The organism is Streptomyces sp. NPDC046900, assembly GCF_040644975.1.
In the GTDB taxonomy this organism is placed as follows: Bacteria; Actinomycetota; Actinomycetes; order Streptomycetales; family Streptomycetaceae; genus Streptomyces.
Map to the genome: position 1 here is coordinate 89,012 of NZ_JBEYXD010000014.1, position 25,659 is coordinate 114,670.

At 69.5% G+C, this 25,659-nt stretch carries 19 protein-coding genes, 1 pseudogene and 1 riboswitch; of the genes and pseudogenes, 16 read left to right on the forward strand and 4 right to left on the reverse strand.

What is annotated here, in order from left to right; all coding sequences use genetic code 11:
* Nucleotides 1–87: 87 nt before the first annotated feature.
* Entirely contained in the window at nucleotides 88–879 is a 792-nt protein-coding gene (locus tag ABZ904_RS16780) for a C40 family peptidase (protein WP_360990307.1), read from the reverse strand.
* 811 nt (nucleotides 880–1,690) lie between these two features.
* Here ABZ904_RS16780 and ABZ904_RS16785 point away from each other — a divergent pair.
* The 15 genes from ABZ904_RS16785 (at nucleotide 1,691) to recQ (ending at nucleotide 19,914) form a co-directional block, all read left to right on the forward strand.
* Nucleotides 1,691–2,050 carry an NADH-quinone oxidoreductase subunit A gene (locus ABZ904_RS16785; RefSeq protein WP_030379754.1) on the forward strand — a complete coding sequence of 120 codons (360 nt, stop codon included), beginning with the start codon at nucleotides 1,691–1,693 and terminating at the stop codon, nucleotides 2,048–2,050.
* Between the two features lie 13 nt (nucleotides 2,051–2,063).
* Complete coding sequence (locus ABZ904_RS16790; RefSeq protein WP_023547484.1) at nucleotides 2,064–2,618, forward strand: NADH-quinone oxidoreductase subunit B; 555 nt, start codon at nucleotides 2,064–2,066, stop codon at nucleotides 2,616–2,618.
* Nucleotides 2,615–3,406, forward strand: a complete 792-nt coding sequence (locus ABZ904_RS16795) for an NADH-quinone oxidoreductase subunit C (protein ID WP_359395223.1) — start codon at nucleotides 2,615–2,617, stop codon at nucleotides 3,404–3,406. Before ABZ904_RS16790 ends, ABZ904_RS16795 begins: the two co-directional genes overlap by 4 nt.
* The gene (locus ABZ904_RS16800; RefSeq protein WP_360990312.1) at nucleotides 3,403–4,734 is read left to right on the forward strand and encodes an NADH-quinone oxidoreductase subunit D; all 1,332 of its coding nucleotides are present in this window, start codon (nucleotides 3,403–3,405) and stop codon (nucleotides 4,732–4,734) included. Before ABZ904_RS16795 ends, ABZ904_RS16800 begins: the two co-directional genes overlap by 4 nt.
* Nucleotides 4,731–5,603 (forward strand): NADH-quinone oxidoreductase subunit NuoE, encoded by an 873-nt coding sequence (nuoE, locus tag ABZ904_RS16805; protein WP_360990315.1) that lies wholly within the window; start codon nucleotides 4,731–4,733, stop codon nucleotides 5,601–5,603. Before ABZ904_RS16800 ends, nuoE begins: the two co-directional genes overlap by 4 nt.
* Nucleotides 5,603–6,988, forward strand: coding sequence for an NADH-quinone oxidoreductase subunit NuoF (nuoF, locus tag ABZ904_RS16810; RefSeq protein WP_360990318.1), 1,386 nt, complete (start codon nucleotides 5,603–5,605; stop codon nucleotides 6,986–6,988). Before nuoE ends, nuoF begins: the two co-directional genes overlap by 1 nt.
* Nucleotides 6,985–9,489 carry an NADH-quinone oxidoreductase subunit G gene (locus tag ABZ904_RS16815; RefSeq protein WP_359395232.1) on the forward strand — a complete coding sequence of 835 codons (2,505 nt, stop codon included), beginning with the start codon at nucleotides 6,985–6,987 and terminating at the stop codon, nucleotides 9,487–9,489. The genes nuoF and ABZ904_RS16815 overlap by 4 nt, the downstream gene beginning before the upstream one ends.
* On the forward strand, nucleotides 9,486–10,850 hold the full coding sequence (gene nuoH / locus ABZ904_RS16820; RefSeq protein WP_359395234.1) for an NADH-quinone oxidoreductase subunit NuoH: 1,365 nt from the start codon (nucleotides 9,486–9,488) through the stop codon (nucleotides 10,848–10,850). The genes ABZ904_RS16815 and nuoH overlap by 4 nt, the downstream gene beginning before the upstream one ends.
* The gene (gene nuoI / locus ABZ904_RS16825) at nucleotides 10,843–11,445 is read left to right on the forward strand and encodes an NADH-quinone oxidoreductase subunit NuoI (RefSeq protein WP_359395237.1); all 603 of its coding nucleotides are present in this window, start codon (nucleotides 10,843–10,845) and stop codon (nucleotides 11,443–11,445) included. Before nuoH ends, nuoI begins: the two co-directional genes overlap by 8 nt.
* On the forward strand, nucleotides 11,442–12,284 hold the full coding sequence (locus tag ABZ904_RS16830; RefSeq protein ID WP_360990324.1) for an NADH-quinone oxidoreductase subunit J: 843 nt from the start codon (nucleotides 11,442–11,444) through the stop codon (nucleotides 12,282–12,284). Before nuoI ends, ABZ904_RS16830 begins: the two co-directional genes overlap by 4 nt.
* A complete protein-coding gene (gene nuoK, locus ABZ904_RS16835; RefSeq protein WP_023547474.1) occupies nucleotides 12,281–12,580 on the forward strand; it encodes an NADH-quinone oxidoreductase subunit NuoK in 300 nt (99 codons plus the stop codon). The genes ABZ904_RS16830 and nuoK overlap by 4 nt, the downstream gene beginning before the upstream one ends.
* A 15-nt stretch (nucleotides 12,581–12,595) precedes the next feature.
* The gene (nuoL, locus tag ABZ904_RS16840) at nucleotides 12,596–14,491 is read left to right on the forward strand and encodes an NADH-quinone oxidoreductase subunit L (protein WP_359395242.1); all 1,896 of its coding nucleotides are present in this window, start codon (nucleotides 12,596–12,598) and stop codon (nucleotides 14,489–14,491) included.
* A gap of 5 nt (nucleotides 14,492–14,496) precedes the next feature.
* Nucleotides 14,497–16,068, forward strand: coding sequence for an NADH-quinone oxidoreductase subunit M (locus ABZ904_RS16845; protein WP_360990328.1), 1,572 nt, complete (start codon nucleotides 14,497–14,499; stop codon nucleotides 16,066–16,068).
* Entirely contained in the window at nucleotides 16,065–17,714 is a 1,650-nt protein-coding gene (nuoN, locus tag ABZ904_RS16850) for an NADH-quinone oxidoreductase subunit NuoN (protein WP_359395246.1), read from the forward strand. Before ABZ904_RS16845 ends, nuoN begins: the two co-directional genes overlap by 4 nt.
* Nucleotides 17,715–17,943: 229 nt before the next feature.
* Complete coding sequence (gene recQ / locus ABZ904_RS16855) at nucleotides 17,944–19,914, forward strand: DNA helicase RecQ (RefSeq protein WP_360990332.1); 1,971 nt, start codon at nucleotides 17,944–17,946, stop codon at nucleotides 19,912–19,914.
* A 98-nt stretch (nucleotides 19,915–20,012) separates the two neighbouring features.
* Here recQ and fahA read toward each other — a convergent pair whose 3' ends face one another.
* Nucleotides 20,013–21,227 (reverse strand): fumarylacetoacetase, encoded by a 1,215-nt coding sequence (gene fahA, locus ABZ904_RS16860; protein WP_359395250.1) that lies wholly within the window; start codon nucleotides 21,225–21,227, stop codon nucleotides 20,013–20,015.
* Between the two features lie 435 nt (nucleotides 21,228–21,662).
* Between fahA and ABZ904_RS16865 the strand changes: the two genes are divergently transcribed.
* The gene (locus ABZ904_RS16865) at nucleotides 21,663–22,526 is read left to right on the forward strand and encodes an HAD family hydrolase (protein WP_359395252.1); all 864 of its coding nucleotides are present in this window, start codon (nucleotides 21,663–21,665) and stop codon (nucleotides 22,524–22,526) included.
* Here the strand turns inward: ABZ904_RS16865 and ABZ904_RS16870 are convergent.
* Together ABZ904_RS16870 and ABZ904_RS16875 are read right to left on the reverse strand one after the other, a co-directional pair.
* Nucleotides 22,520–23,023, reverse strand: a complete 504-nt coding sequence (locus ABZ904_RS16870) for a transglycosylase SLT domain-containing protein (protein WP_359395254.1) — start codon at nucleotides 23,021–23,023, stop codon at nucleotides 22,520–22,522. The two genes, ABZ904_RS16865 and ABZ904_RS16870, sit on opposite strands and share 7 nt — an antisense overlap.
* Nucleotides 23,024–23,027: 4 nt before the next feature.
* Nucleotides 23,028–23,196, reverse strand: a riboswitch (cyclic di-AMP (ydaO/yuaA leader).
* A 372-nt stretch (nucleotides 23,197–23,568) separates the two neighbouring features.
* Nucleotides 23,569–25,640, reverse strand: a pseudogene (locus tag ABZ904_RS16875) (CocE/NonD family hydrolase).
* Nucleotides 25,641–25,659: the final 19 nt, after the last annotated feature.

Below are 25,659 nucleotides of genomic sequence, written 5' to 3' on the forward strand. Positions count from 1 at the left end.
AGTCCGGGGGACGGCATGCGGGTGTGCCGGAAGGGCCGCTGCCCCCGAGCGGCTGCGGCCCTTCACCCGTGCGGCTGGTGGATGGGGTCAGAGCACCCGGACCGCACCGCTCGGCGGGTCGTACGACAGCGGCTTCTCGACGACGCCGGTCGAGGGGTTCTGCGCACCGACGAACATGCCGTCGCCGACGTACACCGCCACGTGGTACGCGCTGCCCGCGCCGCCCCAGTAGAGGATGTCGCCCGGCTGCAGATTGCTCAGCGAGACCTGCGTGCCGGCGGTCGACTGGCCCTGCGAGACGCGCGGCAGGCTCACGCCGACCTGCTTGAACGCGGCCTGCACAAGACCGGAGCAGTCCCACGAGTTGGGGCCGGTACCGCCCATGACGTACGAGTCACCGATCTGCGCCTTGACGAAGGCGACGATCGCCGCGGCCGAACCGGTGGCCGTGGACGTCGAGGCGGTGCTCGTCGCCGCGGAGAGGACGGTCCGCGCGGTGCTGCGCGAGGCGGCCTCGGCCTGGCGGGCGGCCTCCGCCTTGCGCTTGGCCTCCGCCGCCTTCTTCTTGGCCGCTGCTAGGTCCGCATTGGCCTGCTTCGCGGCATGTGCGGCGGCCGCGTCACGCTCGGCCTGCAACTGGTAGTTGGCCGCGGCCAGCTGGGTGGCCTCGGCGGACTGCGCGACCTGAGTGGCCAGGTCGGCCGTCAGGGTGGGCAGTTCGAGGGTCTGTGTCACCGGCTCGGCCGCGTTGGCCGAGGCCGAGGCGCCGGCGGCGGCCAGGCTGAGGACGCCACCCGCGACTCCGGCCCGCATCGCGATCGTCGACGCGTTGCGGTTCCGGGGTTTCCGGTGGCTGCGTATGTGAGCGGTGTGGGACATGGGTACAAGCGGTACCAGGGGCTCCTCCATACCTTCAAGAAACGTGTGGTGCGCCACAGTTGTTCAATGGAGACCCTGAATTGCCGGGGCGTCACTCTTTATTGACGCCGTAACGGGCATTACGGACAGCGGTGATCAGGGCTGTGAACACGGCCTTTCGCCGTTACGCCCGGATTGCTCCGCACCTACCACTGGATATGCCGGGTGGCCAAGCCTGGTTCGTCGGAACCTCACGCGGATGTGGCACAGGTCACGGAACGGTCACCGCCGCGGTGGCGTCTCGCGCGCGGTGGCGCCCTCTGGCTCGTGAACGCGTGCACTCCCGTCCGCGGGGTGCGCCTTTGATCGTGAAGGCCCGTGAAGGCGCGGCCCCTGCTCGTGAACGCGCGCACACGTCCACATCTGTCACCGCTCCTACCCCTGAAGTGTGAACGGACTCCTTTATCAAGCGATCCGGTCCAGGGCTAATTTGCTTTCAACGCCATCACTTTGATATTGCAAGGCCGCTCCGACCTGCGAGGATGAGCGAAAATGTCACCTCTTGGTGATCACTCGACTGCTTCGCGTATGAAGATCACCGCTCATCCGACTTCATGATCCTTCGCCGGGTGGTGGAGATCACAAAGTAGGTCCTGACCCCCGTGTCGCAGATCACATAGCGGCGGGCATAAGATGCGGGGCAGTTGGGCTTGTGACCTGCTTCACATGTACGCGATCTTCGCCGGGACGAGCGGGGGTCGTGGGACAGGTGGGGCAGCTGTGAGCCCGGCAACCGCCAGCAGTCAGTGCCGACTGAGAGGAGCGAGGAGCGGTGAACGCGTATGCGCCCATCCTCGTACTGGGAGCCCTCGGGGCAGGCTTTGCGATCTTCTCCGTGGTCATGGCCACGCTGATCGGTCCGAAGCGGTACAACCGCGCCAAGCTCGAAGCGTATGAGTGCGGTATCGAGCCGACCCCCACGCCGGCCGGTGGCGGGCGTTTCCCGATCAAGTACTACCTGACGGCGATGCTCTTCATCGTCTTCGACATCGAGATCGTCTTCCTCTACCCCTGGGCCGTCACCTTCGACTCCCTGGGGATCTTCGGGCTCGTGGAGATGCTGCTCTTCGTGCTCACCGTCTTCGTCGCCTACGCGTATGTATGGCGACGCGGCGGCTTGGAATGGGACTGAGGGGCCTTTGGACATGGGACTCGAAGAAAAGCTGCCGAGCGGTTTCCTTCTGACCACCGTCGAGCAGGCCGCGGGCTGGGTGCGCAAGGCGTCGGTCTTCCCCGCCACCTTCGGCCTCGCCTGCTGTGCCATCGAGATGATGACCACCGGAGCCGGCCGTTACGACCTGGCGCGCTTCGGCATGGAGGTCTTCCGTGGTTCGCCCCGCCAGGCGGACCTGATGATCGTCGCGGGCCGGGTCAGTCAGAAGATGGCGCCGGTGCTCAGGCAGGTCTACGACCAGATGCCGAACCCCAAGTGGGTGATCTCCATGGGGGTCTGCGCCTCCTCGGGCGGCATGTTCAACAACTACGCGATCGTCCAGGGCGTCGACCACATCGTCCCCGTCGACATCTATCTGCCCGGCTGCCCACCGCGGCCCGAGATGCTGATGGACGCGATCCTCAAGCTGCACCACAAGATCCAGACCTCCAAGCTCGGCGTCAACGCCGAGGAGGCGGCCCGCGAGGCGGAGGAAGCGGCCCTCAAGGCTCTTCCGACGATCGAGATGAAGGGGCTGCTGCGATGAGCGACGCGAAGAGCAACGGCGCGAACACTCCGGGCAACGGCGCGAACGGAGCCGCGGAGAACGGCAACGGCGTCAACCCCGAGAAGGACCTCGGCGCCGCGAACCTCCCGGGTATGCGCGGCGACCACGGCGAGGAGATCCGGGTCCAGCGCGGCATGTTCGGCGCCAACAACGGCGGCGACACCTCCGGTTACGGCGGCCTCGTCCGCTCCATCCGGCTCCCCGGTGCCTCGACCCGCCCCTACGGCGGCTGGTTCGACGAGGTCGCCGACGAGTTGGAGGGCGCCCTGGAGGAACAGGGACTCGTCCCCGAGAACGCCATCGAGAAGACGGTCGTCGACCGCGGCGAGCTGACCTTCCACATCGAACGCGAGTACCTCCTGGCCGTCGCCCGGACCCTCCGCGACGACCCGGCGCTCCGCTTCGAGCTGTGCACGGGTGTGAGCGGAGTGCACTACCCCGGCGACAAGGGCCGCGAGCTGCACGCCGTCTACCACCTGCGCTCGATCACCCACAACAGGCTGCTCCGCGTGGAGGTCGGCGCCCCCGACGCCGACCCGCACATCCCGTCGCTCGTCTCCGTCTATCCCACGAACGACTGGCACGAGCGCGAGACGTACGACTTCTTCGGCCTGATCTTCGACGGCCACCCCGCGCTGACCCGGATCATGATGCCCGACGACTGGCAGGGCTTCCCGCAGCGCAAGGACTATCCCCTCGGCGGTATCCCCGTCGAGTACAAGGGCGCCCAGATCCCGGCTCCGGACCAGCGGAGGTCGTACTCATGAGCACGCATACTCCCTCCTCCGCCTCCGCGCGCGAGACGACCGAAGGCACCGTCTACACGGTCACCGGCGGCGACTGGGACGAGGTCGTCCAGTCCGCGGCCCGCGCCGACGACGAGCGCCTCATCGTCAACATGGGCCCTCAGCACCCGTCCACGCACGGCGTGCTCCGGCTGATCCTGGAGATCGAGGGCGAGACCGTCACCGAGGCCCGCTGCGGAATCGGCTACCTCCACACCGGCATCGAGAAGAACCTCGAGTACCGCACGTGGACGCAGGGCACCACGTTCGTGACGCGCATGGACTACCTGACGCCGTTCTTCAACGAGACGGCGTACTGCCTCGCGGTCGAGAAGCTCCTCGGCATCGAGGACGAGATCCCTGACCGCGCCACGCTCATCCGCGTGCTCCTGATGGAGCTGAACCGGTTGTCCTCCCACCTGGTGTGCATCGCCACCGGAGGCATGGAGCTCGGCGCCACCACCATCATGATCTACGGCTTCCGCGACCGGGAGCTGATCCTCGACATCTACGAGCTGATCACCGGTCTGCGGATGAACCACGCCTACGTCCGCCCCGGCGGACTCGCCCAGGACCTGCCGCCGGGCGCGGTGGACCAGATCCGCGAGTTCGTCAAGAAGATGAGGAAGAACCTCCCGGAGTACGACAAGCTCGCCACCGGGAACCCCATCTTCAAGGCCCGTATGCAGGACATCGGCTACCTCGATCTGGCCGGCTGCATGGCCCTCGGTGCCACCGGCCCGATCCTGCGCTCCGCGGGCCTGCCGCACGACCTGCGCAAGGCACAGCCCTACTGCGGCTACGAGACCTACGACTTCGAGGTCCCGACCGCCGACAGCTGCGACGCCTACGGCCGCTTCCTCATCCGCCTGGAGGAGATGCGCCAGTCGCTGAGAATCATCGAGCAGTGCCTGGACCGGCTGCAGCCCGGCCCGGTCATGGTCGCCGACAAGAAGATCGCCTGGCCCGCCCAGCTCGCGCTGGGACCGGACGGGCTCGGCAACTCCCTCGACCACATCAAGAAGATCATGGGCACCTCCATGGAGGCCCTGATCCACCACTTCAAGCTGGTGACCGAGGGCTTCCGCGTCCCGCCGGGACAGGCGTACGCGGCGGTCGAGTCGCCCAAAGGCGAACTGGGCGTGCACGTCGTGTCCGACGGCGGCACCCGCCCCTACCGGGTCCACTTCCGCGACCCGTCCTTCACCAATCTGCAAGCCATGGCGGCGATGTGCGAGGGCGGTCAGGTCGCCGACGTGATCGTCGCCGTCGCGTCCATCGACCCCGTGATGGGAGGCGTCGACCGGTGACCACCAGTTCCTCGGAGCGGGGCGTCAGCCTGGGCATGCCCGAGCTGCCCGCGCCCGGCTACCCGGACGACGTTCGAGCCCGGCTCGAGCGGGACGCGCACGAGATCATCGACCGCTACCCGGACTCGCGGTCCGCCCTGCTTCCGCTGCTGCACCTGGTGCAGTCGGAGGAGGGGCACGTCACGCGGACCGGAATGCAGTTCTGCGCGGACATGCTGGACCTGACCACGGCCGAGGTCACCGCGGTCGCCACCTTCTACACCATGTACCGGCGCAAGCCCTCCGGTGACTACCAGGTGGGTGTCTGCACCAACACCCTGTGTGCCGTGATGGGCGGCGACGCGATCTTCTCCGCCCTCCAGGAGCACCTGGGCGTCGGCAACGGCGAGACCACCGCGGACGGCAAGGTCACCCTGGAGCACATCGAGTGCAACGCGGCCTGCGACTACGCGCCGGTCGTGATGGTGAACTGGGAGTTCTTCGACAACCAGACCCCGCAGAGCGCCAAGAGCCTGGTGGACGACCTGCGCGCGGGACGGCAGGTCGAACCCACCCGCGGCGCCCCCCTGTGCACCTTCAAGGAGACCGCCCGGATGCTGGCGGGCTTCCCCGACGAACGGGACGGTGCCGTCGAGGCGACGGGCAGCGCGGGCCCCGCCTCGCTGATCGGGCTCCGGCTCTCCAAGGGCGAGACCCCTACGGCGCGCGTGGTGCATCCGCGGGACGGCGGACCGCACGACGAGCCGCGACCGGGATCGGTGCACGAGCCGTCACCGGCCGAGCACCTCGGGTCGCACGACGCGCCACAGGACACATCGGCCTCTGACCCGGCCCACCCGGCGGGTCCCGTCACGGAGGAGGGGGAGTGATGACAGTGACCACCGAGGACGGGGGGACCTCCCGCCCGGGCAAGTTCGAGGGTGGGGGAGAGAGCAGCCCCGAGAAGCTGCTGGCACCCGTCCTGTCCGCCTTCTGGGACGAGGAGAAGGCCTGGACGCTGGACGTCTACCGACGGCACGAGGGGTACGAGGGGCTCCGCAAGGCGCTCGCCATGTCGCCGGACGACGTGATCGCGTACGTCAAGGACTCCGGACTGCGGGGGCGCGGCGGCGCGGGATTCCCGACCGGAATGAAGTGGCAGTTCATTCCGCAGGGCGACGGCAAGCCTCACTATCTTGTTGTCAACGCCGACGAGTCGGAGCCCGGGACCTGCAAGGACATCCCGCTCCTCTTCGCGAACCCGCACAGCCTCATCGAGGGCATCGTCATCGCGTGCTACGCCATCAGGTCGTCGCATGCCTTCATCTATCTGCGGGGTGAGGTCGTCCCCGTACTTCGCCGGCTGCACTCGGCCGTGGACGAGGCCTACGCAGCGGGCTACCTCGGCGAGAACATCCTGGGCAGCGGACTCGACCTCCAACTCACCGTGCACGCGGGCGCGGGCGCGTACATCTGCGGTGAGGAGACCGCACTGCTCGACTCGCTCGAAGGCCGCCGTGGCCAGCCACGGCTGCGTCCCCCCTTCCCTGCGGTCGCGGGCCTCTACGCGTGCCCGACTGTGGTGAACAACGTCGAGTCCATCGCGTCCGTTCCCGCGATCCTGACCCGGGGCAAGGAGTGGTTCCGGTCGATGGGCAGCGAGAAGTCACCCGGCTTCACGCTCTACTCGCTCAGCGGCCATGTCGCGAGCCCCGGTCAGTACGAGGCCCCGCTCGGCATCACGCTCCGCCAGCTGCTCGAGATGAGCGGCGGCATGCGGCCCGGCCACCGCCTCAAGTTCTGGACGCCGGGCGGCTCCTCGACGCCGATGTTCACCGACGAGCACCTCGACGTCCCGCTCGACTACGAGGGCGTGGGCGCCGCCGGTTCCATGCTCGGCACCAAGGCCCTGCAGTGCTTCGACGAGACGACCTGTGTGGTCCGTGCCGTCACCCGCTGGACCGAGTTCTACGCCCACGAGTCCTGCGGCAAGTGCACACCCTGCCGCGAAGGGACGTACTGGCTCGTCCAGTTGCTGCGGGACATCGAGGCGGGCAAGGGCGCGATGTCCGACCTCGACAAGCTCGCCGACATCGCCGACAACATCAACGGCAAGTCGTTCTGCGCCCTCGGTGACGGCGCCGCCTCGCCGATCTTCTCCTCCCTCAAGTACTTCCGCGAGGAGTACGAGGAGCACATCACGGGCCGGGGCTGCCCCTTCGACCCGGCCAAGTCCACGGCCTGGGCGGACAAGCCCGCGGAGGTGACCGCATGACTGTGACCACCAGCGCTCCCTCGGGAGGGGGAGGGGCGGCGGTCCCGCCGGAGGACCTCGTCACGCTGACGATCGACGGCATCGAGATCAGCGTGCCCAAGGGCACCCTGGTCATCCGTGCCGCCGAACAGCTCGGCATCGAGATCCCCCGCTTCTGCGACCACCCTCTGCTCGACCCGGCCGGCGCCTGCCGCCAGTGCATCGTCGAGGTCGAGGGCCAGCGCAAGCCCATGGCCTCCTGCACGATCACGTGCACGGACGGGATGGTGGTGAAGACGCACCTCACCTCACCCGTCGCCGAAAAGGCCCAGAAGGGTGTGATGGAGCTGCTGCTCATCAACCACCCGCTGGACTGCCCGGTCTGCGACAAGGGCGGCGAGTGCCCGCTGCAGAACCAGGCCATGTCGCACGGCCACGCCGAGTCCCGCTTCGAGGGCGGCAAGCGTACCTACGAGAAGCCCGTCCCGATCTCCACCCAGGTGCTGCTGGACCGGGAACGGTGCGTGCTGTGCGCCCGCTGCACCCGGTTCTCCAACCAGATCGCGGGCGATCCGATGATCGAGCTGCTGGAGCGCGGCGCACTCCAGCAGGTGGGCACCGGTGAGGGCGACCCCTTCGAGTCGTACTTCTCCGGCAACACCATCCAGATCTGCCCGGTGGGCGCGCTCACCTCGGCGGCGTACCGCTTCCGCTCGCGGCCCTTCGACCTCGTCTCGTCGCCGTCGGTGTGCGAGCACTGCTCCGGCGGCTGCGCGACCCGCACGGACCACCGGCGCGGAAAGGTCATGCGCCGCCTCGCGGCGAACGACCCCGAGGTCAACGAGGAGTGGATCTGCGACAAGGGGCGCTTCGCGTTCCGGTACGCGCAGATGAGGGACCGCCTCGACACCCCGCTGGTGCGCGGCGAATCCGGTGAACTGGAGCCCGCGTCCTGGCCCGAGGCGCTGGAGATCGCCGCACGGGGCCTGCTCGCCGCGCGGGGCCGGGCCGGTGTGCTGACCGGTGGCCGGCTCACCGTCGAGGACGCCTACGCGTACAGCAAGTTCGCACGCGTGGCCCTCGACACGAACGACATCGACTTCCGCGCGCGCGTGCACAGCGGTGAGGAGGCCGACTTCCTGGCCGCCAGGATCGCGGGCCGCGGACGCGACCTCGACGGTACGGGCGTCACGTACACCTCCCTGGAGAAGGCACCCGCCGTCCTCCTCGTCGGGTTCGAGTCCGAGGAGGAGGCGCCCGGCGTCTTCCTGCGGCTGCGCAAGGCCTGGCGCGGACACGGACAGCAGGTGTTCTCGCTCGCCACACACGCCACCCGGGGCCTTGCGAAGGCCGGCGGCACCCTGCTGCCCGCCGCGCCCGGCACCGAGACCGAGTGGCTGGACGCGCTGGCCGGCAAGGTCGGCCTGGAGGAGGACGGCGTACGGGCCGCCGAGGCCCTGCGCACCGAGGGCGCGGTGATCGTCGTCGGCGAACGCCTCGCCGCCGTGGCGGGCGGACTCACCGCCGCCGTCCGGACCGCGGCCGCGACCGGCGCCCACCTGGTGTGGATCCCGCGCCGGGCCGGGGAGCGCGGGGCGGTCGAGGTGGGCGCCCTGCCCTCGCTGCTGCCGGGCGGCCGTCCGGCGAGCGACCCGCGCGCGCGGGAGGAGGTCGCCGCCGCCTGGGGCGTCGCCGAACTCCCGCACCGCTACGGCCGGGACACGGGTCAGATCGTGGAGGCCGCGGCCACGGGCGAACTGCGGGCCCTGCTGGTCGCCGGCGTCGACGTCGCCGACCTGCCGGATCCGGCACGCGCGCGTGCAGCACTCTCCGCGGTGGACTTCGTGGTCTCGCTCGAACTGCGCCCCGGCGAGGTCACCGACCGCGCGGACGTGGTGCTGCCGGTCGCGGCGGTCGCCGAGAAGGCCGGCACCTTCCTCAACTGGGAGGGCCGGGCCCGCTTCTTCGAGGCCGCGCTCAAGCCCGACCAGATGACCCGCTCCGTGGCACCCACCGACGCACGTGTGCTCCAGATGCTCGCCGACGCCATGGACGTCCATCTGGGCCTGCCCGATCTGCGCACCGTGCGCATGGAGCTGGACCGGCTCGGCGCATGGGGCGGACCACGGGCGAACAACCCTCTGGAGATCGGCGGGCAGCTGCCGCGCCCGGCAGCCGGGGAGGCCGTGCTCGCGGGCCACCGGCTGCTGCTCGACCTGGGCCGCCTCCAGGAGGGCGACGACGCGCTCGCCGGCACCCGGCACGCGGCACGCGCGCGTGTGTCCGCCGCCACCGCTGCCGAGGCGGGCGTCAAGGACGGCGACACCTTCGCCGTGACCGGCCCCGCCGGAACCGTCGAACTCCCGCTGCAGATCACCGAGATGCCCGACCGCGTCGTCTGGCTCCCGCTGAACTCCACGGGTGGCGGCGTCGCCTCCGACACCGGCGCGCTGCCCGGCACCCTCGTCCGCATCGGCCCGGCGACGTCCACCGTCGACGCCCCCAAGGAGGTGGAGGCATGAGCCCGTACCTCGCCGCTGAAGACCTCTCCATGTTCGGCCACGACCCGTGGTGGCTGGTCGTCATCAAGGCGGTCTTCTGCTTCGCCTTCCTGATGGTGACCGTGCTGTTCTCCATCGTGTGGGAGCGCAAGGTCGTCGCCTGGATGCAGCTGCGCATCGGCCCCAACCGGCACGGCCCCTGGGGCATGCTCCAGTCGCTCGCCGACGGCGTGAAGCTGATGCTGAAGGAAGACGTCATCGTCAAGCGCGCGGACAAGGTGGTCTACGTCCTCGCGCCGATCGTCGCGGCCATCCCGGCCTTCATGGCGATCGCGGTGATCCCCTTCGGACCCTCCGGCAACGAGATCTCGATCTTCGGCCACCGCACCGCGATGCAACTGACCGACCTGCCGATCGCGATGCTCTACATCCTCGCGATCGCCTCGGTCGGCATCTACGGCATCGTGCTGGCGGGCTGGAGCTCCGGATCCACCTATCCGCTGCTGGGCGGTCTGCGCTCCTGCGCGCAGATGATCTCGTACGAGATCGCCATGGGCGCCGCCTTCGCCTCCGTGTTCCTCTACTCGGGGTCGATGTCGACGTCGCGGATCGTCGAGCAGCAGCACGACCGCTGGTTCATCCTGCTGCTCCCGGTCTCGTTCATCATCTACATCGTCACGATGGTCGGCGAGACCAACCGCGCCCCCTTCGACATGCCCGAGTCGGAGGGCGACCTGGTCGGCGGGTTCAACACCGAGTACTCGTCGATCAAGTTCGCGATGTTCATGCTCGCCGAGTACGTGAACATGGTGACCGTCTCGGCCGTGTCGACCACGCTCTTCCTGGGCGGCTGGCGGGCCCCGTGGCCGATCAGCACCTTCTGGGCGGGAGCCAACCACGGCTGGTGGCCGCTGCTCTGGTTCGTCGTCAAGGTCCAGTTGCTGCTGTTCTTCTTCATCTGGCTGCGCGGAACGCTGCCGCGCGTCCGCTACGACCAGCTGATGAAGCTCGGCTGGAAGGTGCTCATCCCGGTCTCCGTGGTCTGGCTGATGCTCGTGGCGACCGTGCGGGTGCTGCGCAACGAGAACTACGGCTTCGCCGACATCGCCTTGTATGTCGCGGGCGGCATCCTCGCGCTGCTGCTGGTGTCGTTCGTCATCGACATGTTCCGCGGGAAGGCCACGGAGGGCGAACGGCCCGCCGAGGGGCCGGCCGCATTCGACGCGATGGCGGGCGGATTCCCCGTGCCGCCGCTGCCCGGTCAGACGCTGCCGCCGGTACCGCGGCGCCGTTCGCGCGGCCAGCGGGAGCTGATTGTCAGTGGTGGACCGGACACTGTCAGCGACGGATCTTCGGATGGAAAGGAGGCGTCCGATGGCTGAGGAGCCCAAGGAGACCAAGCCCGGTTTCCAGAACCCCGTGGCCGGCTTCGGCGTGACCTTCAAGGCCATGTTCAAGAAGCGGCTGACCGAGCAGTACCCGGAGCAGAAGAAGACCACGGCCCCGCGGTTCCACGGACGGCACCAGCTCAACCGCCATCCGGACGGCCTGGAGAAGTGCGTCGGCTGCGAGCTCTGCGCATGGGCCTGCCCCGCCGACGCGATCTACGTCGAGGGCGCGGACAACACGGACGAGGAGCGCTACTCGCCGGGCGAGCGGTACGGGCGGGTGTACCAGATCAACTACGCCCGCTGCATCCTGTGCGGGCTGTGCATCGAGGCGTGCCCCACCCGCGCGCTCACCATGACGAACGAGTTCGAGCTCGCCGACTCCAGCCGCGCCAACCTCATCTACACCAAGGAGCAGCTGCTCGCCGGCCTCGAAGAGGGCATGGTCGACACGCCCCACGCCATCTACCCGGGGACGGACGAGCAGGACTACTACCGGGGTCTGGTGACGGAGGCCGCGCCCGGCACGGTGCGTCAGGTGGCCGTCTCCAAGGGAGAGAAGCCCGAGGAACAGGGGGCCGACGCATGAGCCCGCAACTTGCCGTCTACACCACCTCCACGGGAGAGGCCTTCCAGTTCTGGGTCCTCGGCACCGTCGCGGTGATCGGCGCCCTGTGCACCGTCTTCATGAAGAAGGCCGTGCACAGCGCGCTCTGCCTGGCCGGCACCATGATCGTGCTGGCGGTGTTCTACCTCGCCAACGGCGCCTACTTCCTCGGGGTCGTGCAGATCGTCGTCTACACCGGCGCGATCATGATGCTGTTCCTGTTCGTGGTGATGCTCGTCGGTGTCACCGCGGCGGACTCCCTGAAGGAAACCATCAAGGGCCAGCGCTGGCTGGCCCTTGTGTGCGGGGTCGGCTTCGGCGTCCTGCTCCTCGCGGGCATCGCCCACGCGTCCCTGAAGGACTTCAACGGCTTGGGCAAGGCCAACGCGAACGGGAATGTGGAGGGTCTGGCGGCTCTCATCTTCACCAAGTACGTGTACGCCTTCGAAATCACCGGTGCCCTGCTCATCACGGCCGCGGTCGGCGCCATGGTGCTCACCCACCGCGAGCGCACCGAGCGCGCCCGGACCCAGCGCGAGCTGTCCGAGCAGCGGGTGCGCGAGGGCAAGCACCTTCCGCCGCTTCCGGCCCCCGGGGTCTACGCCCGGCACAACGCGGTGGACATCGCCGGTCTTCTCCCGGACGGCACCCCGTCCGAGCTGACCGTCAACAAGACCCTGCGTGAGCGCGGTCAGATCCGTGATGTGTCCGAGGAGGCGATCGGCGATCTGAAGGCCCTCGAACAGCGGGCCGCGGAGCGCCTGGAGCGGTCCGAGGAGGAGCGTCCGGCGCTCAAGAGGACCGAGGAGGCGTCGAAGTGAACCCGGTCAACTACCTCTACCTAGCCGCCCTGTTGTTCACGATCGGCGCGACCGGTGTGCTCATCCGGCGGAACGCGATCGTGGTGTTCATGTGCATCGAGCTGATGCTCAATGCCTGCAACCTCGCGTTCGTCACCTTCTCCCGGATGCACGGCAATCTCGACGGCCAGATCATCGCGTTCTTCACGATGGTCGTCGCCGCCGCGGAGGTCGTGGTCGGGCTCGCGATCATCGTGTCGCTGTTCCGTACCCGCCACTCGGCCTCGGTCGACGACGCCAGCCTGATGAAGCTGTAAGGGGTCGGAAGAACTGTGGAGAACCTGATTGCGCTGCTCATCGCGGCGCCTCTGCTCGGAGCGGCCGTCCTGCTGTGCGGCGGCAGAAGGCTCGATGCGGTCGGCCAGTGGATCGGCACGGTGCTCGCCACTGCCTCCTTCGTGGTCGGCGCCGTCCTCTTCACCGACATGCTGGGCAAGGCAGCCGACCACCGGACCCTGACGCAGCACCTGTTCAGCTGGGTCCCGGTGGGCGGCTTCCAGGCCGACGTGGCCTTCCGGCTCGACCAGCTGTCGATGACGTTCGTCCTGCTGATCACCGGTGTCGGCTCGCTCATCCATCTGTACTCGGTCGGGTACATGGAGCACGACGAGCGCAGGCGCCGTTTCTTCGGCTATCTGAATCTGTTCCTCGCGGCGATGCTGCTGCTCGTCCTCGCCGACAACTACCTCCTGCTGTACGTCGGCTGGGAGGGTGTCGGTCTCGCCTCGTACCTGCTGATCGGCTTCTGGCAGCACAAGCCGAGTGCGGCGACGGCGGCGAAGAAGGCGTTCCTCGTCAACCGCGTCGGCGACATGGGCCTGTCGATCGCCATCATGCTGATGTTCACGACCTTCGGGACCTTCGCCTTCGGGCCGGTCTTCGCGGACGTGGGCAAGGCCGGCGAGGGCAAACTCACCGCCATCGGCCTGATGCTGCTGCTCGCCGCGTGCGGCAAGTCCGCACAGGTGCCGCTGCAGTCCTGGCTCGGGGACGCGATGGAGGGCCCGACCCCGGTCTCGGCCCTCATCCACGCCGCGACCATGGTGACCGCGGGCGTCTATCTGATCGTCCGCTCCGGTGTGATCTTCAACGCGGCACCGGACGCCCAGCTGGTGGTCACCGTGGTGGGTGCCGTCACGCTCCTGTTCGGTGCGATCGTCGGTTGCGCCAAGGACGACATCAAGAAGGCGCTGGCCGGCTCCACCATGTCGCAGATCGGGTACATGGTGCTCGCCGCGGGTCTCGGCCCCATCGGCTATGTCTTCGCGATCATGCACCTGGTGACGCACGGCTTCTTCAAGGCGGGGCTCTTCCTCGGTGCCGGCTCGGTGATGCACGGCATGAACGACGAGGTCGACATGCGCAAGTACGGCGGCCTGCGGAAGTACATGCCGGTCACGTTCGTCACCTTCGGCCTCGGCTACCTCGCCATCATCGGCTTCCCGGGCCTGTCCGGCTTCTTCTCCAAGGACAAGATCATCGAGGCGGCCTTCGCCAAGGGCGGCACCGAGGGCTGGATCCTGGGCGGCGCGGCCCTGCTCGGCGCGGCCATCACCGCGTACTACATGACGCGCGTGATGATCATGACCTTCTTCGGCGAGAAGCGCTGGCAGCCGGACGAGCACGGCCACGAACCGCACCCGCACGAGTCGCCGGGGGTCATGACGATCCCGATGATCGTGCTGGCCTTCGGTTCGGTGTTCGCGGGCGGGTTCTTCTCGGTCGGCGACCGCTTCCTGCACTGGCTGGAGCCGGTCACCGGGCACTCGGAGGGCAACTCGCCGGTCAGTGCCCTGACGGTCACGATCGCCACCATGGTGCTGCTCGTCGTGGGCGCCGGCATCGCCTACGCCCAGTACGGCCGCCGCCCGGTGCCGGTCGTCGCCCCGCACGGATCGCCGCTCACCCGGGCGGCGCGGCGCGACCTGCTCCAGGACGACTTCAACCACGTCGTCCTCGTCCGCGGCGGAGAACACCTCACACGCTCCCTGGTGTACGTGGACCACACCCTGGTCGACGGTGTCGTCAACGGCACCGCGGCCTCGGTCGGCGGCCTTTCCGGTCGGCTCCGCCGGCTGCAGAACGGCTACGCACGGTCGTACGCGGTCTCGATGTTCGGCGGTGCGGCGCTGCTCGTCGCCCTGACCCTGCTGATGAGGGCGGTCTGATACCGATGTCCTTTCCTCTGCTGACTTCGGCGGCGGCGCTCCCGGCCCTGGGAGCGATCGCCACGGCCGCGGTCCCGGCCGCACAGCGGACCGCCGCCAAATGGCTGGCGCTGGTCGTCTCGCTCGCCACCCTCGCGCTCGCCGCGCTGGTCGTGGTCCGCTTCGATCCGAGCGGCTCCCGCTACCAGCTCACCGAGTCCCACGCCTGGATCAGGGACTTCGGGGTGCGGTACGAACTCGGGGTGGACGGCATCGCCGTGGCGCTCGTCGCGCTGACCGCCCTGCTGATGCCGTTCGTGATCCTGGCGGGCTGGCACGACGCCGACCCGCTGGAGACCGGAAGCCGCCGCTGGCGGCCGACGCAGGGCTTCTTCGCCCTGATCCTGGCCGTCGAGGCGATGGTGATCCTCTCCTTCGAGGCCACCGACGTCTTCCTCTTCTACATCTTCTTCGAAGCCATGCTCATCCCGATGTACTTCCTCATCGGCGGCTTCGGGGACCGTGCCCACGAGCACGGCGAGAAGGTGGCGTCCACGCAGCGGTCGTACGCCGCTGTCAAGTTCCTCCTCTACAACCTGGTCGGCGGCCTGATCATGCTGGCCGCGGTGATCGGCCTCTACGTGCAGGCGGGGAACTTCTCGCTCCCGGAGATCGTGCAGGCGCGGGCGAACGGCTCGCTCCACATGGCGACCAGCACCGAACGCTGGCTGTTCCTCGGCTTCTTCTTCGCCTTCGCGGTGAAGGCGCCGCTGTGGCCGGTGCACACCTGGCTGCCCAACGCCATGGGAGAGGCCACCGCCCCGGTCGCCGTGCTGATCACGGCGGTCGTCGACAAGGTCGGTACGTTCGCCATGCTCCGCTTCTGCCTCCAGCTGTTCCCGGAGGCCAGCAAGTGGGCGACGCCCGCCATCCTCATCCTGGCGCTGATCAGCATCATCTACGGTGCACTGCTCGCCGTGGGCCAGCGGGACATCAAGCGCCTGGTGGCCTACGCGTCGATCTCGCACTTCGGCTTCATCATCATGGGCATCTTCGCGATGACCAGCCAGGGCCAGTCCGGGGCGACCCTCTACATGGTCAACCACGGCATCTCGACCGCTGCCCTGATGCTGGTGGCCGGCTTCCTGATCTCGCGCCGGGGCTCGCGTCTGATCGCGGACTACGGAGGCGTGCAGAAGGTGGCGCCGGTGCTCGCCGGCACCTTCCTGATCGGCGGCCTGGCGACGCTCTCGCTGCCGGGGCTCGCGCCGTTCGTCAGTGAGTTCCTGGTCCTGGTCGGCACGTTCGCACGCCATCCGGCCATCGGCATCATCGCCACCTTCGGCATCGTCCTCGCCGCGCTCTACACCCTCGTCCTCTACCAGCGGACGATGACGGGCCCGGTGAAACCGGAGGTCGCCCAGATGCCGGACCTGCGCGTGCGTGAACTTCTGGTGGTCGCCCCGCTGATCGTGTTGCTGATCTTCCTGGGCGTCTACCCGAAGCCGGTCACCGACATCGTGAACCCGGCGGTCCAGCAGACCATGTCCGACGTACACCAGACCGACCCCAAGCCCGAGGTGGAGGCGGCCAAGTGAGCACAGCAGTCGTCCACAGCCTGTGGACAACCGCGGCCGATCCGATCTCGAAGATCGGCGCGCCGAAGATTGAATACGGTCAGTTGTCACCCACCTTGATCGTCCTGGGTGGGGCACTGATCGGAGTGCTGATCGAGGCCTTCGTGCCGCGCAAGTCCCGTTACTACGCCCAGGCGTTCGTATCGACGGTCGCGCTCGCCGCCGCGTTCGCCGCGGTCGTGGCCCTCGCGGCCGGCGGGTACGGCACCACCAAGGCGCACATCGCGGCCATGGGCGCCATCGCGGTCGACGGGCCGTCCCTGTTCCTACAGGGGACGATCCTGCTGGCCGGTCTGCTCGGCGTGTTCACCTTCGCCGAGCGGCGCCTGGACCCGGCGGCGCACGGCAACCGGGTCGACTCCTTCGCCGCGCAGGCGGCCGCCGTACCGGGCAGCGAGAGCGAGAAGGCCGCCGTGAAGGCGGGCTTCACGACGACCGAGGCGTTCCCGCTGCTGCTGTTCGCGGTGGGCGGCATGCTCGTCTTCCCCTCGGCGAACGACCTGCTGACCCTGTTCGTCGCCCTGGAAGTCTTCTCGCTGCCGCTGTACCTGCTGTGCGCCCTGGCCCGCCGCAAGCGGCTCATGTCGCAGGAGGCCGCGGTCAAGTACTTCCTGCTCGGCGCCTTCGCCTCCGCGTTCACGCTGTTCGGCATCGCGCTGCTGTACGGCTACGCGGGCTCGGTGTCCTACGGCACGATCGCCCGGGTCGTGGACGGCACGGTCACGAACGTCGACCCGGCGCTCGCGGGCACCATGGGCAATGACGCGCTGCTGCTGATCGGCGCCGCGATGGTCGTGATGGGCCTGCTGTTCAAGGTGGCCGCGGTGCCCTTCCACATGTGGACACCGGACGTGTACCAGGGAGCACCGACCCCGGTGACCGGTTTCATGGCGGCGGCGACCAAGGTGGCGGCGTTCGGCGCCCTGTTGCGGCTGCTGTACGTCGTGCTGCCGGGCATGCGCTGGGACTGGCGTCCGGTGATGTGGGCGGTCGCGATCGTCACCATGCTGGGCGGCGCGATCGTCGCGATCACCCAGACCGACATCAAGCGCCTGCTCGCCTACTCGTCGATCGCGCACGCGGGCTTCATCCTCGCGGGTGTCATCGCGACGACACGGGACGGCGTGTCCTCGGTCCTCTTCTATCTGGCCGCGTACTCGTTCGTGACGATCGGCGCCTTCGCCGTCGTGACGCTCGTCCGGGACGCGGGCGGCGAGGCCACGCACCTGTCCAAGTGGGCCGGGCTCGGACGCAGGTCACCCCTGGTGGCGGCCGTGTTCGCGGTGTTCCTGCTGGCCTTCGCGGGCATCCCGCTGACCTCCGGGTTCGCCGGGAAGTTCGCCGTGTTCAAGGCGGCGGCGGAGGGCGGGGCGGTCCCGCTGGTGGTGATCGGTGTGATCTCGTCGGCGATCGCTGCGTTCTTCTACATCCGGGTGATCGTGCTCATGTTCTTCAGCGAGCCGCACCCCGAGGGCCCGACGGTGGCGGTGCCCTCACCGCTGACGATGACGGCGATCGGGGCGGGCGTGGCGGTCACGCTGGTACTGGGTGTGGCGCCGCAGTACTTCCTGGATCTGGCGAGCCAAGCGGGTGTGTTCGTGCGCTGACGCACAGCGCCCGCAGGGCGACGGCCCGGTGCCCGCTCGGGGGGTGCCGGGCCGTCGTGCGTGCGGCTCACCGGTTCGGCGCGCGACGCGTCACGACTACCGGGTCCTCGACCTGGGGTGGACATGGGAGCCTGTGGACAACTCCGGACCTGTCGGCGGCGCCCCCTATCGTGGACGTCGTGGTCGAAGGACGACGTACGGGGGACGGGCGATGGACGGGACGGGTGTGATGACCGAGGCAGGCGTGCGGCCGGCGCCGGGCGGTGGCAGCGAGGCGCTGGCCGCGCTGAACCGGGTCTTCGGCTACGAGACCTTCCGCGGCGAGCAGGAAGCGATCATCGAGCATGTGGTGGCCGGTGACGACGCCGTGGTGCTCATGCCCACCGGCGCCGGCAAGTCGCTCTGCTACCAGATCCCGGCCCTGGTCAGACCCGGTACGGGCGTGGTCGTCTCGCCCCTGATCGCGCTGATGCAGGACCAGGTGGACGCGCTGCGCGCGCTCGGCGTGCGCGCGGGGTTCGTCAATTCCACGCAGGACTTCGAAGAGCGGCGCATGGTGGAGGCGGAGTTCCTGGCCGGCGAGCTGGACCTGCTCTATCTGGCCCCCGAGCGGCTGCGCCTGGACGCCACCCTCGACCTGCTCTCGCGCGGCAAGATCTCGGTGTTCGCCATCGACGAGGCGCACTGCGTGTCCCAGTGGGGCCATGACTTCCGGCCCGACTATCTGGCGCTGTCCCTGCTCGGCGAGCGCTGGCCGGAGGTCCCCCGGATCGCGCTGACGGCGACGGCGACGCAGGCCACGCACCAGGAGATCACCCAGCGGCTCGGCATGCCGAGCGCCCGTCACTTCGCGTCGAGCTTCGACCGGCCCAACATCCAGTACCGGATCGTCCCGAAGGCCGACCCCAAGAAGCAGCTGCTCACATTCCTGCGCGAGGAGCACGCAGGCGACGCGGGCATCGTCTACTGCCTCTCGCGGAACTCGGTGGAGAAGACGGCCGAGTTCCTGACCCGCAACGGCATCGAGGCGGTGCCGTACCACGCGGGCCTGGACGCGGGCACACGCGCCGCGCACCAGTCCCGGTTCCTGCGCGAGGACGGACTGGTCGTCGTCGCCACCATCGCGTTCGGGATGGGCATCGACAAGCCGGACGTACGGTTCGTCGCGCATCTGGACCTGCCGAAGTCGGTCGAGGGCTACTACCAGGAGACCGGCCGCGCGGGCCGCGACGGGTTGCCGTCCACGGCCTGGATGGCGTACGGGCTGAACGACGTCATACAGCAGCGCAAGCTCATCCAGTCCGGGGAGTCCGACGAGGAGTTCCGCCGCCGGGCCCAGGCGCACCTGGACGCGATGCTGGCGCTGTGCGAGACCGCCCGGTGCCGTCGCGGTCAGCTGCTGGCCTACTTCGGCCAGGACCCCGGGACCGGCGGCTGCGGCAACTGCGACACCTGCCTGGTGCCGCCGGACACCTGGGACGGCACCATCGCGGCCCAGAAGGTGCTGTCCACGGTGTGGAGGCTGGACCGGGAGCGGCGGCAGAAGTTCGGCGCCGTGCAGATCGTCGACATTCTGCTGGGGCGGCGCACGGCCAAGGTGATCCAGTTCGACCACGACCAGCTGTCCGTGTTCGGCATCGGCGAGGAGCTGTCCGAGGGCGAATGGCGCGGCGTCATACGGCAATTGCTGGCGCAGAGCCTGCTGGCGGTCGAGGGCGAGTACGGGACGCTGGTGCTGACCGAGGCCAGCGGTGCGGTGCTGCGGCGGGAGCGTGAGGTGCCCCTGCGCAAGGAGCCGCCCAAACCCACGGTCACCCGGTCCGGGGCCCCGAAGGGTGAGCGTGCCCCGAAGGTGGCGGCGGAGCTTCCGGCCGAGCTGCTGCCGGTCTTCGAGGCCCTGCGCTCCTGGCGTGCGTCCCGGGCGAGGGAACAGGGCGTCCCGGCCTATGTGATCTTCCACGACGCGACGCTCCGCGAGATCGCGACGGCCCGGCCGAAGACGGTGGCGGAGCTCGGCGCGATCGGCGGAGTGGGCGAGAAGAAACTCGCGACGTACGGGGAGGGGGTGCTCGGGGTCCTGGCCGCCCTCGACGGGCCGACGGAGGAGGATTCCGCGGACGCTGGGCCGGTGTCCGGCCAGGGCCCCGACCCGGAGTGGCCGGAGCCCGAGGACGAGCCCGAACCGGAGGACTGGGCATAGGTGCTGCCGGGGGGCGTCCTTCGGCGACGGGCGGCCACAGCGCCCGCACCGCGGCCCCCCAGCAGCGTCTCCTGCCCGCTCTCCGGGATGCCGCCGACTCAGCTGCTCGCTACCACCCGGCCTGACACCTCTCCGAGGCCCACCCGTGTCCCGTCCGGCCCCGGTGCCCACGCCGTCATCGTCACCACGTCCCCGTCCTCCAGGAACGTCCGCTTGCCGTCCGGGAGTTCGAGCGGGTCCCGCCCGTTCCAGGTCAGCTCCAGGAGTGAGCCGCGCTCGCCCTCGGCCGTGCCACTCACGGTGCCCGACCCGTACAGGTCACCCGTCCGCAGCGACGCGCCGTTCACCGTCATGTGCGCCAACTGCTGCGCCGCCGTCCAGTACATGGTCGAGAACGGCGGTTCGGAGATCACATGGCCGTTGACCGCCACGGAGATGTGCAGGTCGTAGCCCGCCGGTTCGTCCTGTGAGTCGTCCAGGTACGGCAACAGGGTGTGCGTGCGCTCCGGCGGCGCCACCCGGGCCTGCTCCAGCGCGTCCAGCGGGGTGATCCACGCCGAGACGGAGGTGGCGAACGACTTGCCGAGGAACGGTCCGAGCGGCACGTACTCCCAGGACTGGATGTCCCGCGCCGACCAGTCGTTGAGGAGGCAGAGACCGAACACATGGTCGCGGAAGCCGGACAGCGGGACCGGCCGGCCCATCTGCGACGGCACGCCCACCACGAATCCCACCTCGGCCTCGATGTCCAGGCGGACGGAGGGCCCGAAGACCGGCACCGGGTCCGGGGGCGCCTTGCGCTGGCCCTGCGGACGGACGACATCGGTGCCCGACACCACCACCGTGCCCGACCGGCCGTGGTAACCGATGGGCAGGTGCTTCCAGTTGGGGGGCAGCGAGTCGGGCGCGTCGGGGCGGAAGATCCGGCCGACATTGCGGGCGTGGTTCTCGGAGGCGTAGAAGTCGACGTAGTCCGCCACCTCGAAGGGCAGGTGCAGGGTGACCTCGGAGAGCGGGCGCAGAAGGGGTTCGACGGTCTCCCGGTGCGCGGGCACCGTCACCCACGCCGTCAGCGCCCGGCGGACGTCCGACCAGGCGGTGCGCCCCGCCGCCAGCAGCGGGCCGAGCGACGGCCGCGCCAGCAGGGCGGCGTAAGGGGAGCCGAGCGCCAGCGCCGCGGCGCCCGCGTCCAGTACGTGGTCGCCCAGGCGGACGCCGACGCTCCGATCGTCGGAGCCGATGGGCGAGAACACGCCGTAGGGCAGATTGTGCGGGCCGAAGGGGTCGCCCTCGGGGAGGTCGAAGGGGGGCATCTGATGCTGCCTCGCTTTCGTGCACTTCTGGTGTGCCGGGCATGGGAAATGTGTTCCATGTGGTCGCCGCACACGTTACGGGGGAGTCGCCTGTCTGGGCAGTGTCGAAGTGTTCGCTATGTCCGAATAGGTCTTGTCGGAGCAATCAATTCCGGCTTGGCGTCCTTCAGGGACACAGACGAAGTGGGTCCGGTCCATGGGGGCCTCGTGGTCGACAGCGCCGGCAATGTGCCGTTCGACGCGGACCGCGACGTACCGGGGCTCATAGGGAAGGGCTCAACGGCGCGTGGGGAAGGGGGAGTCGAGCTGCCGGTCGCCGTTCCCGGGGGCCGCGACGCGAGGGAGGATACCCGTGCGTGCCGGGCTGCGTGGGATATCGGATGCCGTCCGGTAACCGCCCGAACGCTGAGGTGTTTCCATCCGTATTCTCTGATCATGGCCGCACCCCTCGCTTACTCACTCATCGCCACTGACCTGGACGGAACGCTGCTGCGTGGTGACGACACGCTCTCCGACCGGTCAAGGGCCGCGCTGGAACGGGCCACCGCGGCCGGTGCACAGCACCTGGTGGTGACGGGCCGCCCGGCGCCGAGGGTGCGACCGCTGCTCGACGACCTCGGCGGCAGGGGGCTTGCGGTGTGCGGACAGGGCGCGCAGGTGTACGACGCCGGCGCTCAGCGGCTGCTTTTCTCCGTCACCCTGGACCGGGAGTTGGCCGAAACCGCGCTCGGCAAGATCGAGGCCGAGGTGGGGCAGGTGTACGCGGCCGTGGACCAGGACGGAGTGCACGGGCTCACGCTCATCGAGCCCGGCTACCAAATGCCGCATCCCACGCTGCCCGCGGTGCGGGTGGAGCGGCGCGACGACCTGTGGTGCGAGCCCATCAGCAAGGTGCTGCTGCGCCACCACACCCTGTCCGACGACGAGTTGGCGACGGTGGCCCGTGGCGTGGTCGGTTCTCTGGCGACGGTCACCATGTCGGGACCCGGCACCGTCGAGCTCCAGCCGTGCGGCGTCACCAAGGCGACGGGGCTCGCGCTGGCCGCCGGTTTCCTGGGCCTGAGCCCGTCGGGGACCATCGCGTTCGGGGACATGCCCAACGACATCCCCATGTTCGACTGGGCGGCGCACGGCGTCGCCATGGCCAACGCCCACCCGGAACTCAAGGCGGTCGCCGACGAGATCACCACGTCGAACGAGGACGACGGCATCGCCGTCGTCCTCGAGCGACTGTTCCCGGCCGCCATCCCCCGGCAGGCGGCTGCCGGTCAGGGGTTGGCGGCCCGCGGACCTCAGTAGGCGCTGTTGACGTTGTCGATCGAGCCGTACCGGTGGGCGGCGTAGTTGCACGCGGCCGTGATGTTCGCGACCGGGTCGTAGGGGTCGAAGGGCGTGCCCGACACGTGGTACGTCCGGAAGGTCGGGTCGATGATCTGGAGGAGCCCCTTGGACGGGATGCCCTTGCGGGCGTTGGAGTCCCAGAGGTTGATGGCCTTCGGGTTGCCCGAGGACTCGCGCATCACGTTGCGGTAGATGCCGTTGTACGAGCCGGGGATTCCCTTCTGGGCCATGATCGCGAGCGACTGGCGGATCCAGCCGTCGAGGCTACCGGCGCGGGACGTCACGCTGGCGGCCTTCGTCGGAGCGGCCGGCGTGGCGGCCGAGGCGCAGGTCGCACCCATGATCGGCAGGGCGAGAACCACGGCTCCGGTCCCCGCGGCGGTGAGTGCGCGGCGGATGCGGGTGGCCTTGGAGTTGCGGTCCTGGCGACGTGCGGGCAGGGCGAAAGCGGACATGTGGCATTCCTCTCCGGCGCCTGCGAGGTGAGCTGTCGGGTTCGGGCGGGGAGGTGCCCGGCCGTGTCCTCGGTGTCGAGGCACGGCTTCACCCCAAGCCGTTCCGGCACGCTGTCCGGCTCGGCGACTTACCTGGGTCCCCCGCTCCTGCCGTGGTGGGTCGATGGCTTCTCGAGCGGCGGCAGGATTCGGCGGCCCGCTCGGGTCGAAGGGAAGGTATGCGAGAGCACATGTCGGGAACAAGCCTGGAAGTCATGCTCCGGCCCGATTGACCCTGACATTGGGGAATAAGGGGTGTGATCCTCTTTGCCGAGAGATGCTCAACTTGGCATATGCAAAGGGTGATTGGGTGACCCGCCCGAAAGCCCCCCTCCGGTGGGTGCGTGACCCAATTCACTTCGCCCTTGCGTGAGACCCGATCGGCAACTAAGGGGCTAATACGGCAATTCGGACAGGCGGATGCGCACACCTCCCCCGTCCGGCATTCCGGCTAATCGGGCATATTGCCCTATAAGGGCTTGGGGTGGCGATCGGATGCCTCGCCTCTATCCCGTTCCGCGGGGGATCCGTTTCTCCCATGTGCGGTGGAACACCACCTCATAGCCGTCCTTGCAGACGACCTCGTGAGAGGTGACGAAGTCCGTCTCGGTGCAGGTGAGCTCCGCGTGCGTCTCCACCCTCGCGTCCCAGCCCGACTCCGGGCGGTGCAGCCGGACCGACCAGTCGCAGCGGATGCGGGCGGTCAACGGACCCGAGTCCTCGATGGTGTACGCCTCCAGCGCGTCCTCGCTCACTTCGAGGCCGTCGGGATACACGCGGGTGCCGTCCCGGCGCGGGTCGACGACCAGGAGCCACTCGCCCTTCGCCACGTCCCGCACCACCAGGCGCTCCGGGCGGGGTTCGTCGAGCGTGGCCGGATCGCTGACGCCGAGCGGCTCGGACTGCTCCGGTTCCCCGAAAGCGATGCGCGGCCCCTGCTCCCGGGTCCGCACCGGGAGTTCCAGCGAGCTTCCGGCCGGGTTCAGCGTGAAGCCCGCCTCCGAACCCGGCCGGGGCCACGCCCACGGCCAGTACGCGGAGGAGACGGCCAGGCGGATGCGGTGGCGGGGCGGGAAGGCATGGCCGACACCGCTCAGTTCGAAGACCACGTCCTCCGTCGTGCCCGGAATCCAAGGGGCGGCCCGATCAGGACCGCGGCGCGCCCACAGGTTCAGGACTCCACGGGTGACCAGCGTCGAAGACCCGTCGGGCGCCACGTCGCAGAGACGGGCGACCACTTGGCCGCCCGGCACCGGACAGGTCAGCCGCAGCCGCACCCGGGGACGCCCCAGCACCCAGGTCTCCTCGGCGGGTTCGAACTCGAAGCACACCGACCTCGCGTCCTCCTCGCGCTGGTCCGACGGCAGATCGGCGTGGTCGCCACGGGGGGCGAAGCCGCCCGAGTCGAGGCCGGTGTGCATCGGGGACCGGACGGGCACGGGCGCGCCCTGGAGCGCGTACGGGACCCGGGTGACGTTCGGTGAGGGCCAGGACGGCTCGCCGACCCAACGGCCCGGCAGCGCGTCGTAGTGCGTCGCCGGAGGGTGCGGGTCGCTGATGTACACCCGCAGCGGCGGCTCGGCCATGACTCCCGTGTCCTCGCCCTTGAGCCAGTGGTCCCACCAGCGCAGCGTCTCCTGGAGGAAACCGATCGCCGGACCCGGCAGCCCGTGGTCCGGGTACTGGTGCGACCAGGGACCGATCAGACCGCGTACGCGATCGGCCGGAAGGTGCTCCACGAGCCCGAGGACGGCGTCCCGGTACGGGTCGTGCCCGCCGCCCACCGCGAGCACGGCCGCCCGGAGCGCACCGTGGTCCTCCCGGATGCCGCCGTGGCCCCAGGGGCCGTCCCACACCGGGTGGGCCGGCCAGGTGTCGACGAGCGGGTCGAGCGCCTCCAGGCGGTCGGCCCAGACGTCCCGCCACACCGTGCCCACATGTGCCGGGTCCGGCGGACGGGCCGCGAGGGCGACCAGGGCCGACGCACGGGCGGGCAGGTCCCCGGCGAGGACGGAACCCCCCAGGTGGTGCAGGTCGTTGTCCAGACGCACGTCCCCGGCGCACACCGCGACGACCGCCCCCAGCGGCTCGGGCGCGAGGGCCGCGACCCTGAGCGAGGCGGTACCGCCCAGGCCGATGCCGAACATGCCCACACGGCCGTCGCACCAGGGTTGAGCAGCCAGCCATTCGACGACCTCGGCACCGTCGGACAGCCCGGTGGCCGTGTACGCGTCGGCGGGCCGGCCGTCCGAGTTGCCGTGCCCGCGCGCGTCGACCCGTACGGAGACATAGCCGTGCCCCGCGTACCAGGGGTGCCGCTGCCAGTCGCGGGGCGCGGTGGAGTCGGTCAGGCGGCCGGGGAGGTACTCGAGGAGGGCCGGGACCGGCTCGGCGGTATGCGGGCGCCACGCGCGCGCATACAGACGAGTGCCGTCCTGGAGCGGGATCCAGAAATCACCGTGAGCCGTCGGGTGGGGGAAGGACGTACGGATGTGCATGTGCGTACCTCGGCTCCTCGGCGATGTCCGCAGCCGACCGGGGCGGCGGCGCGGCCGCGGGGCGGTGACCTCCCGTTCACGCGCGGTCGGGTGACGGTG

Excerpts from the sequence above, each read along its gene's own strand:
- ABZ904_RS16780 (WP_360990307.1), bottom strand. The coding sequence starts at position 879 with ATGTCCCACACCGCTCACATACGCAGCCACCGGAAACCCCGGAACCGC.
- ABZ904_RS16790 (WP_023547484.1), top strand. The coding sequence starts at position 2,064 with ATGGGACTCGAAGAAAAGCTGCCGAGCGGTTTCCTTCTGACCACCGTC.
- ABZ904_RS16795 (WP_359395223.1), top strand. The coding sequence starts at position 2,615 with ATGAGCGACGCGAAGAGCAACGGCGCGAACACTCCGGGCAACGGCGCG.
- ABZ904_RS16800 (WP_360990312.1), top strand. The coding sequence starts at position 3,403 with ATGAGCACGCATACTCCCTCCTCCGCCTCCGCGCGCGAGACGACCGAA.
- nuoF (WP_360990318.1), top strand. The coding sequence starts at position 5,603 with ATGACAGTGACCACCGAGGACGGGGGGACCTCCCGCCCGGGCAAGTTC.
- ABZ904_RS16815 (WP_359395232.1), top strand. The coding sequence starts at position 6,985 with ATGACTGTGACCACCAGCGCTCCCTCGGGAGGGGGAGGGGCGGCGGTC.
- nuoH (WP_359395234.1), top strand. The coding sequence starts at position 9,486 with ATGAGCCCGTACCTCGCCGCTGAAGACCTCTCCATGTTCGGCCACGAC.
- nuoI (WP_359395237.1), top strand. The coding sequence starts at position 10,843 with ATGGCTGAGGAGCCCAAGGAGACCAAGCCCGGTTTCCAGAACCCCGTG.
- ABZ904_RS16830 (WP_360990324.1), top strand. The coding sequence starts at position 11,442 with ATGAGCCCGCAACTTGCCGTCTACACCACCTCCACGGGAGAGGCCTTC.
- ABZ904_RS16845 (WP_360990328.1), top strand. The coding sequence starts at position 14,497 with ATGTCCTTTCCTCTGCTGACTTCGGCGGCGGCGCTCCCGGCCCTGGGA.
- recQ (WP_360990332.1), top strand. The coding sequence starts at position 17,944 with ATGACCGAGGCAGGCGTGCGGCCGGCGCCGGGCGGTGGCAGCGAGGCG.
- fahA (WP_359395250.1), bottom strand. The coding sequence starts at position 21,227 with ATGCCCCCCTTCGACCTCCCCGAGGGCGACCCCTTCGGCCCGCACAAT.
- ABZ904_RS16865 (WP_359395252.1), top strand. The coding sequence starts at position 21,663 with ATGGCCGCACCCCTCGCTTACTCACTCATCGCCACTGACCTGGACGGA.
- ABZ904_RS16870 (WP_359395254.1), bottom strand. The coding sequence starts at position 23,023 with ATGTCCGCTTTCGCCCTGCCCGCACGTCGCCAGGACCGCAACTCCAAG.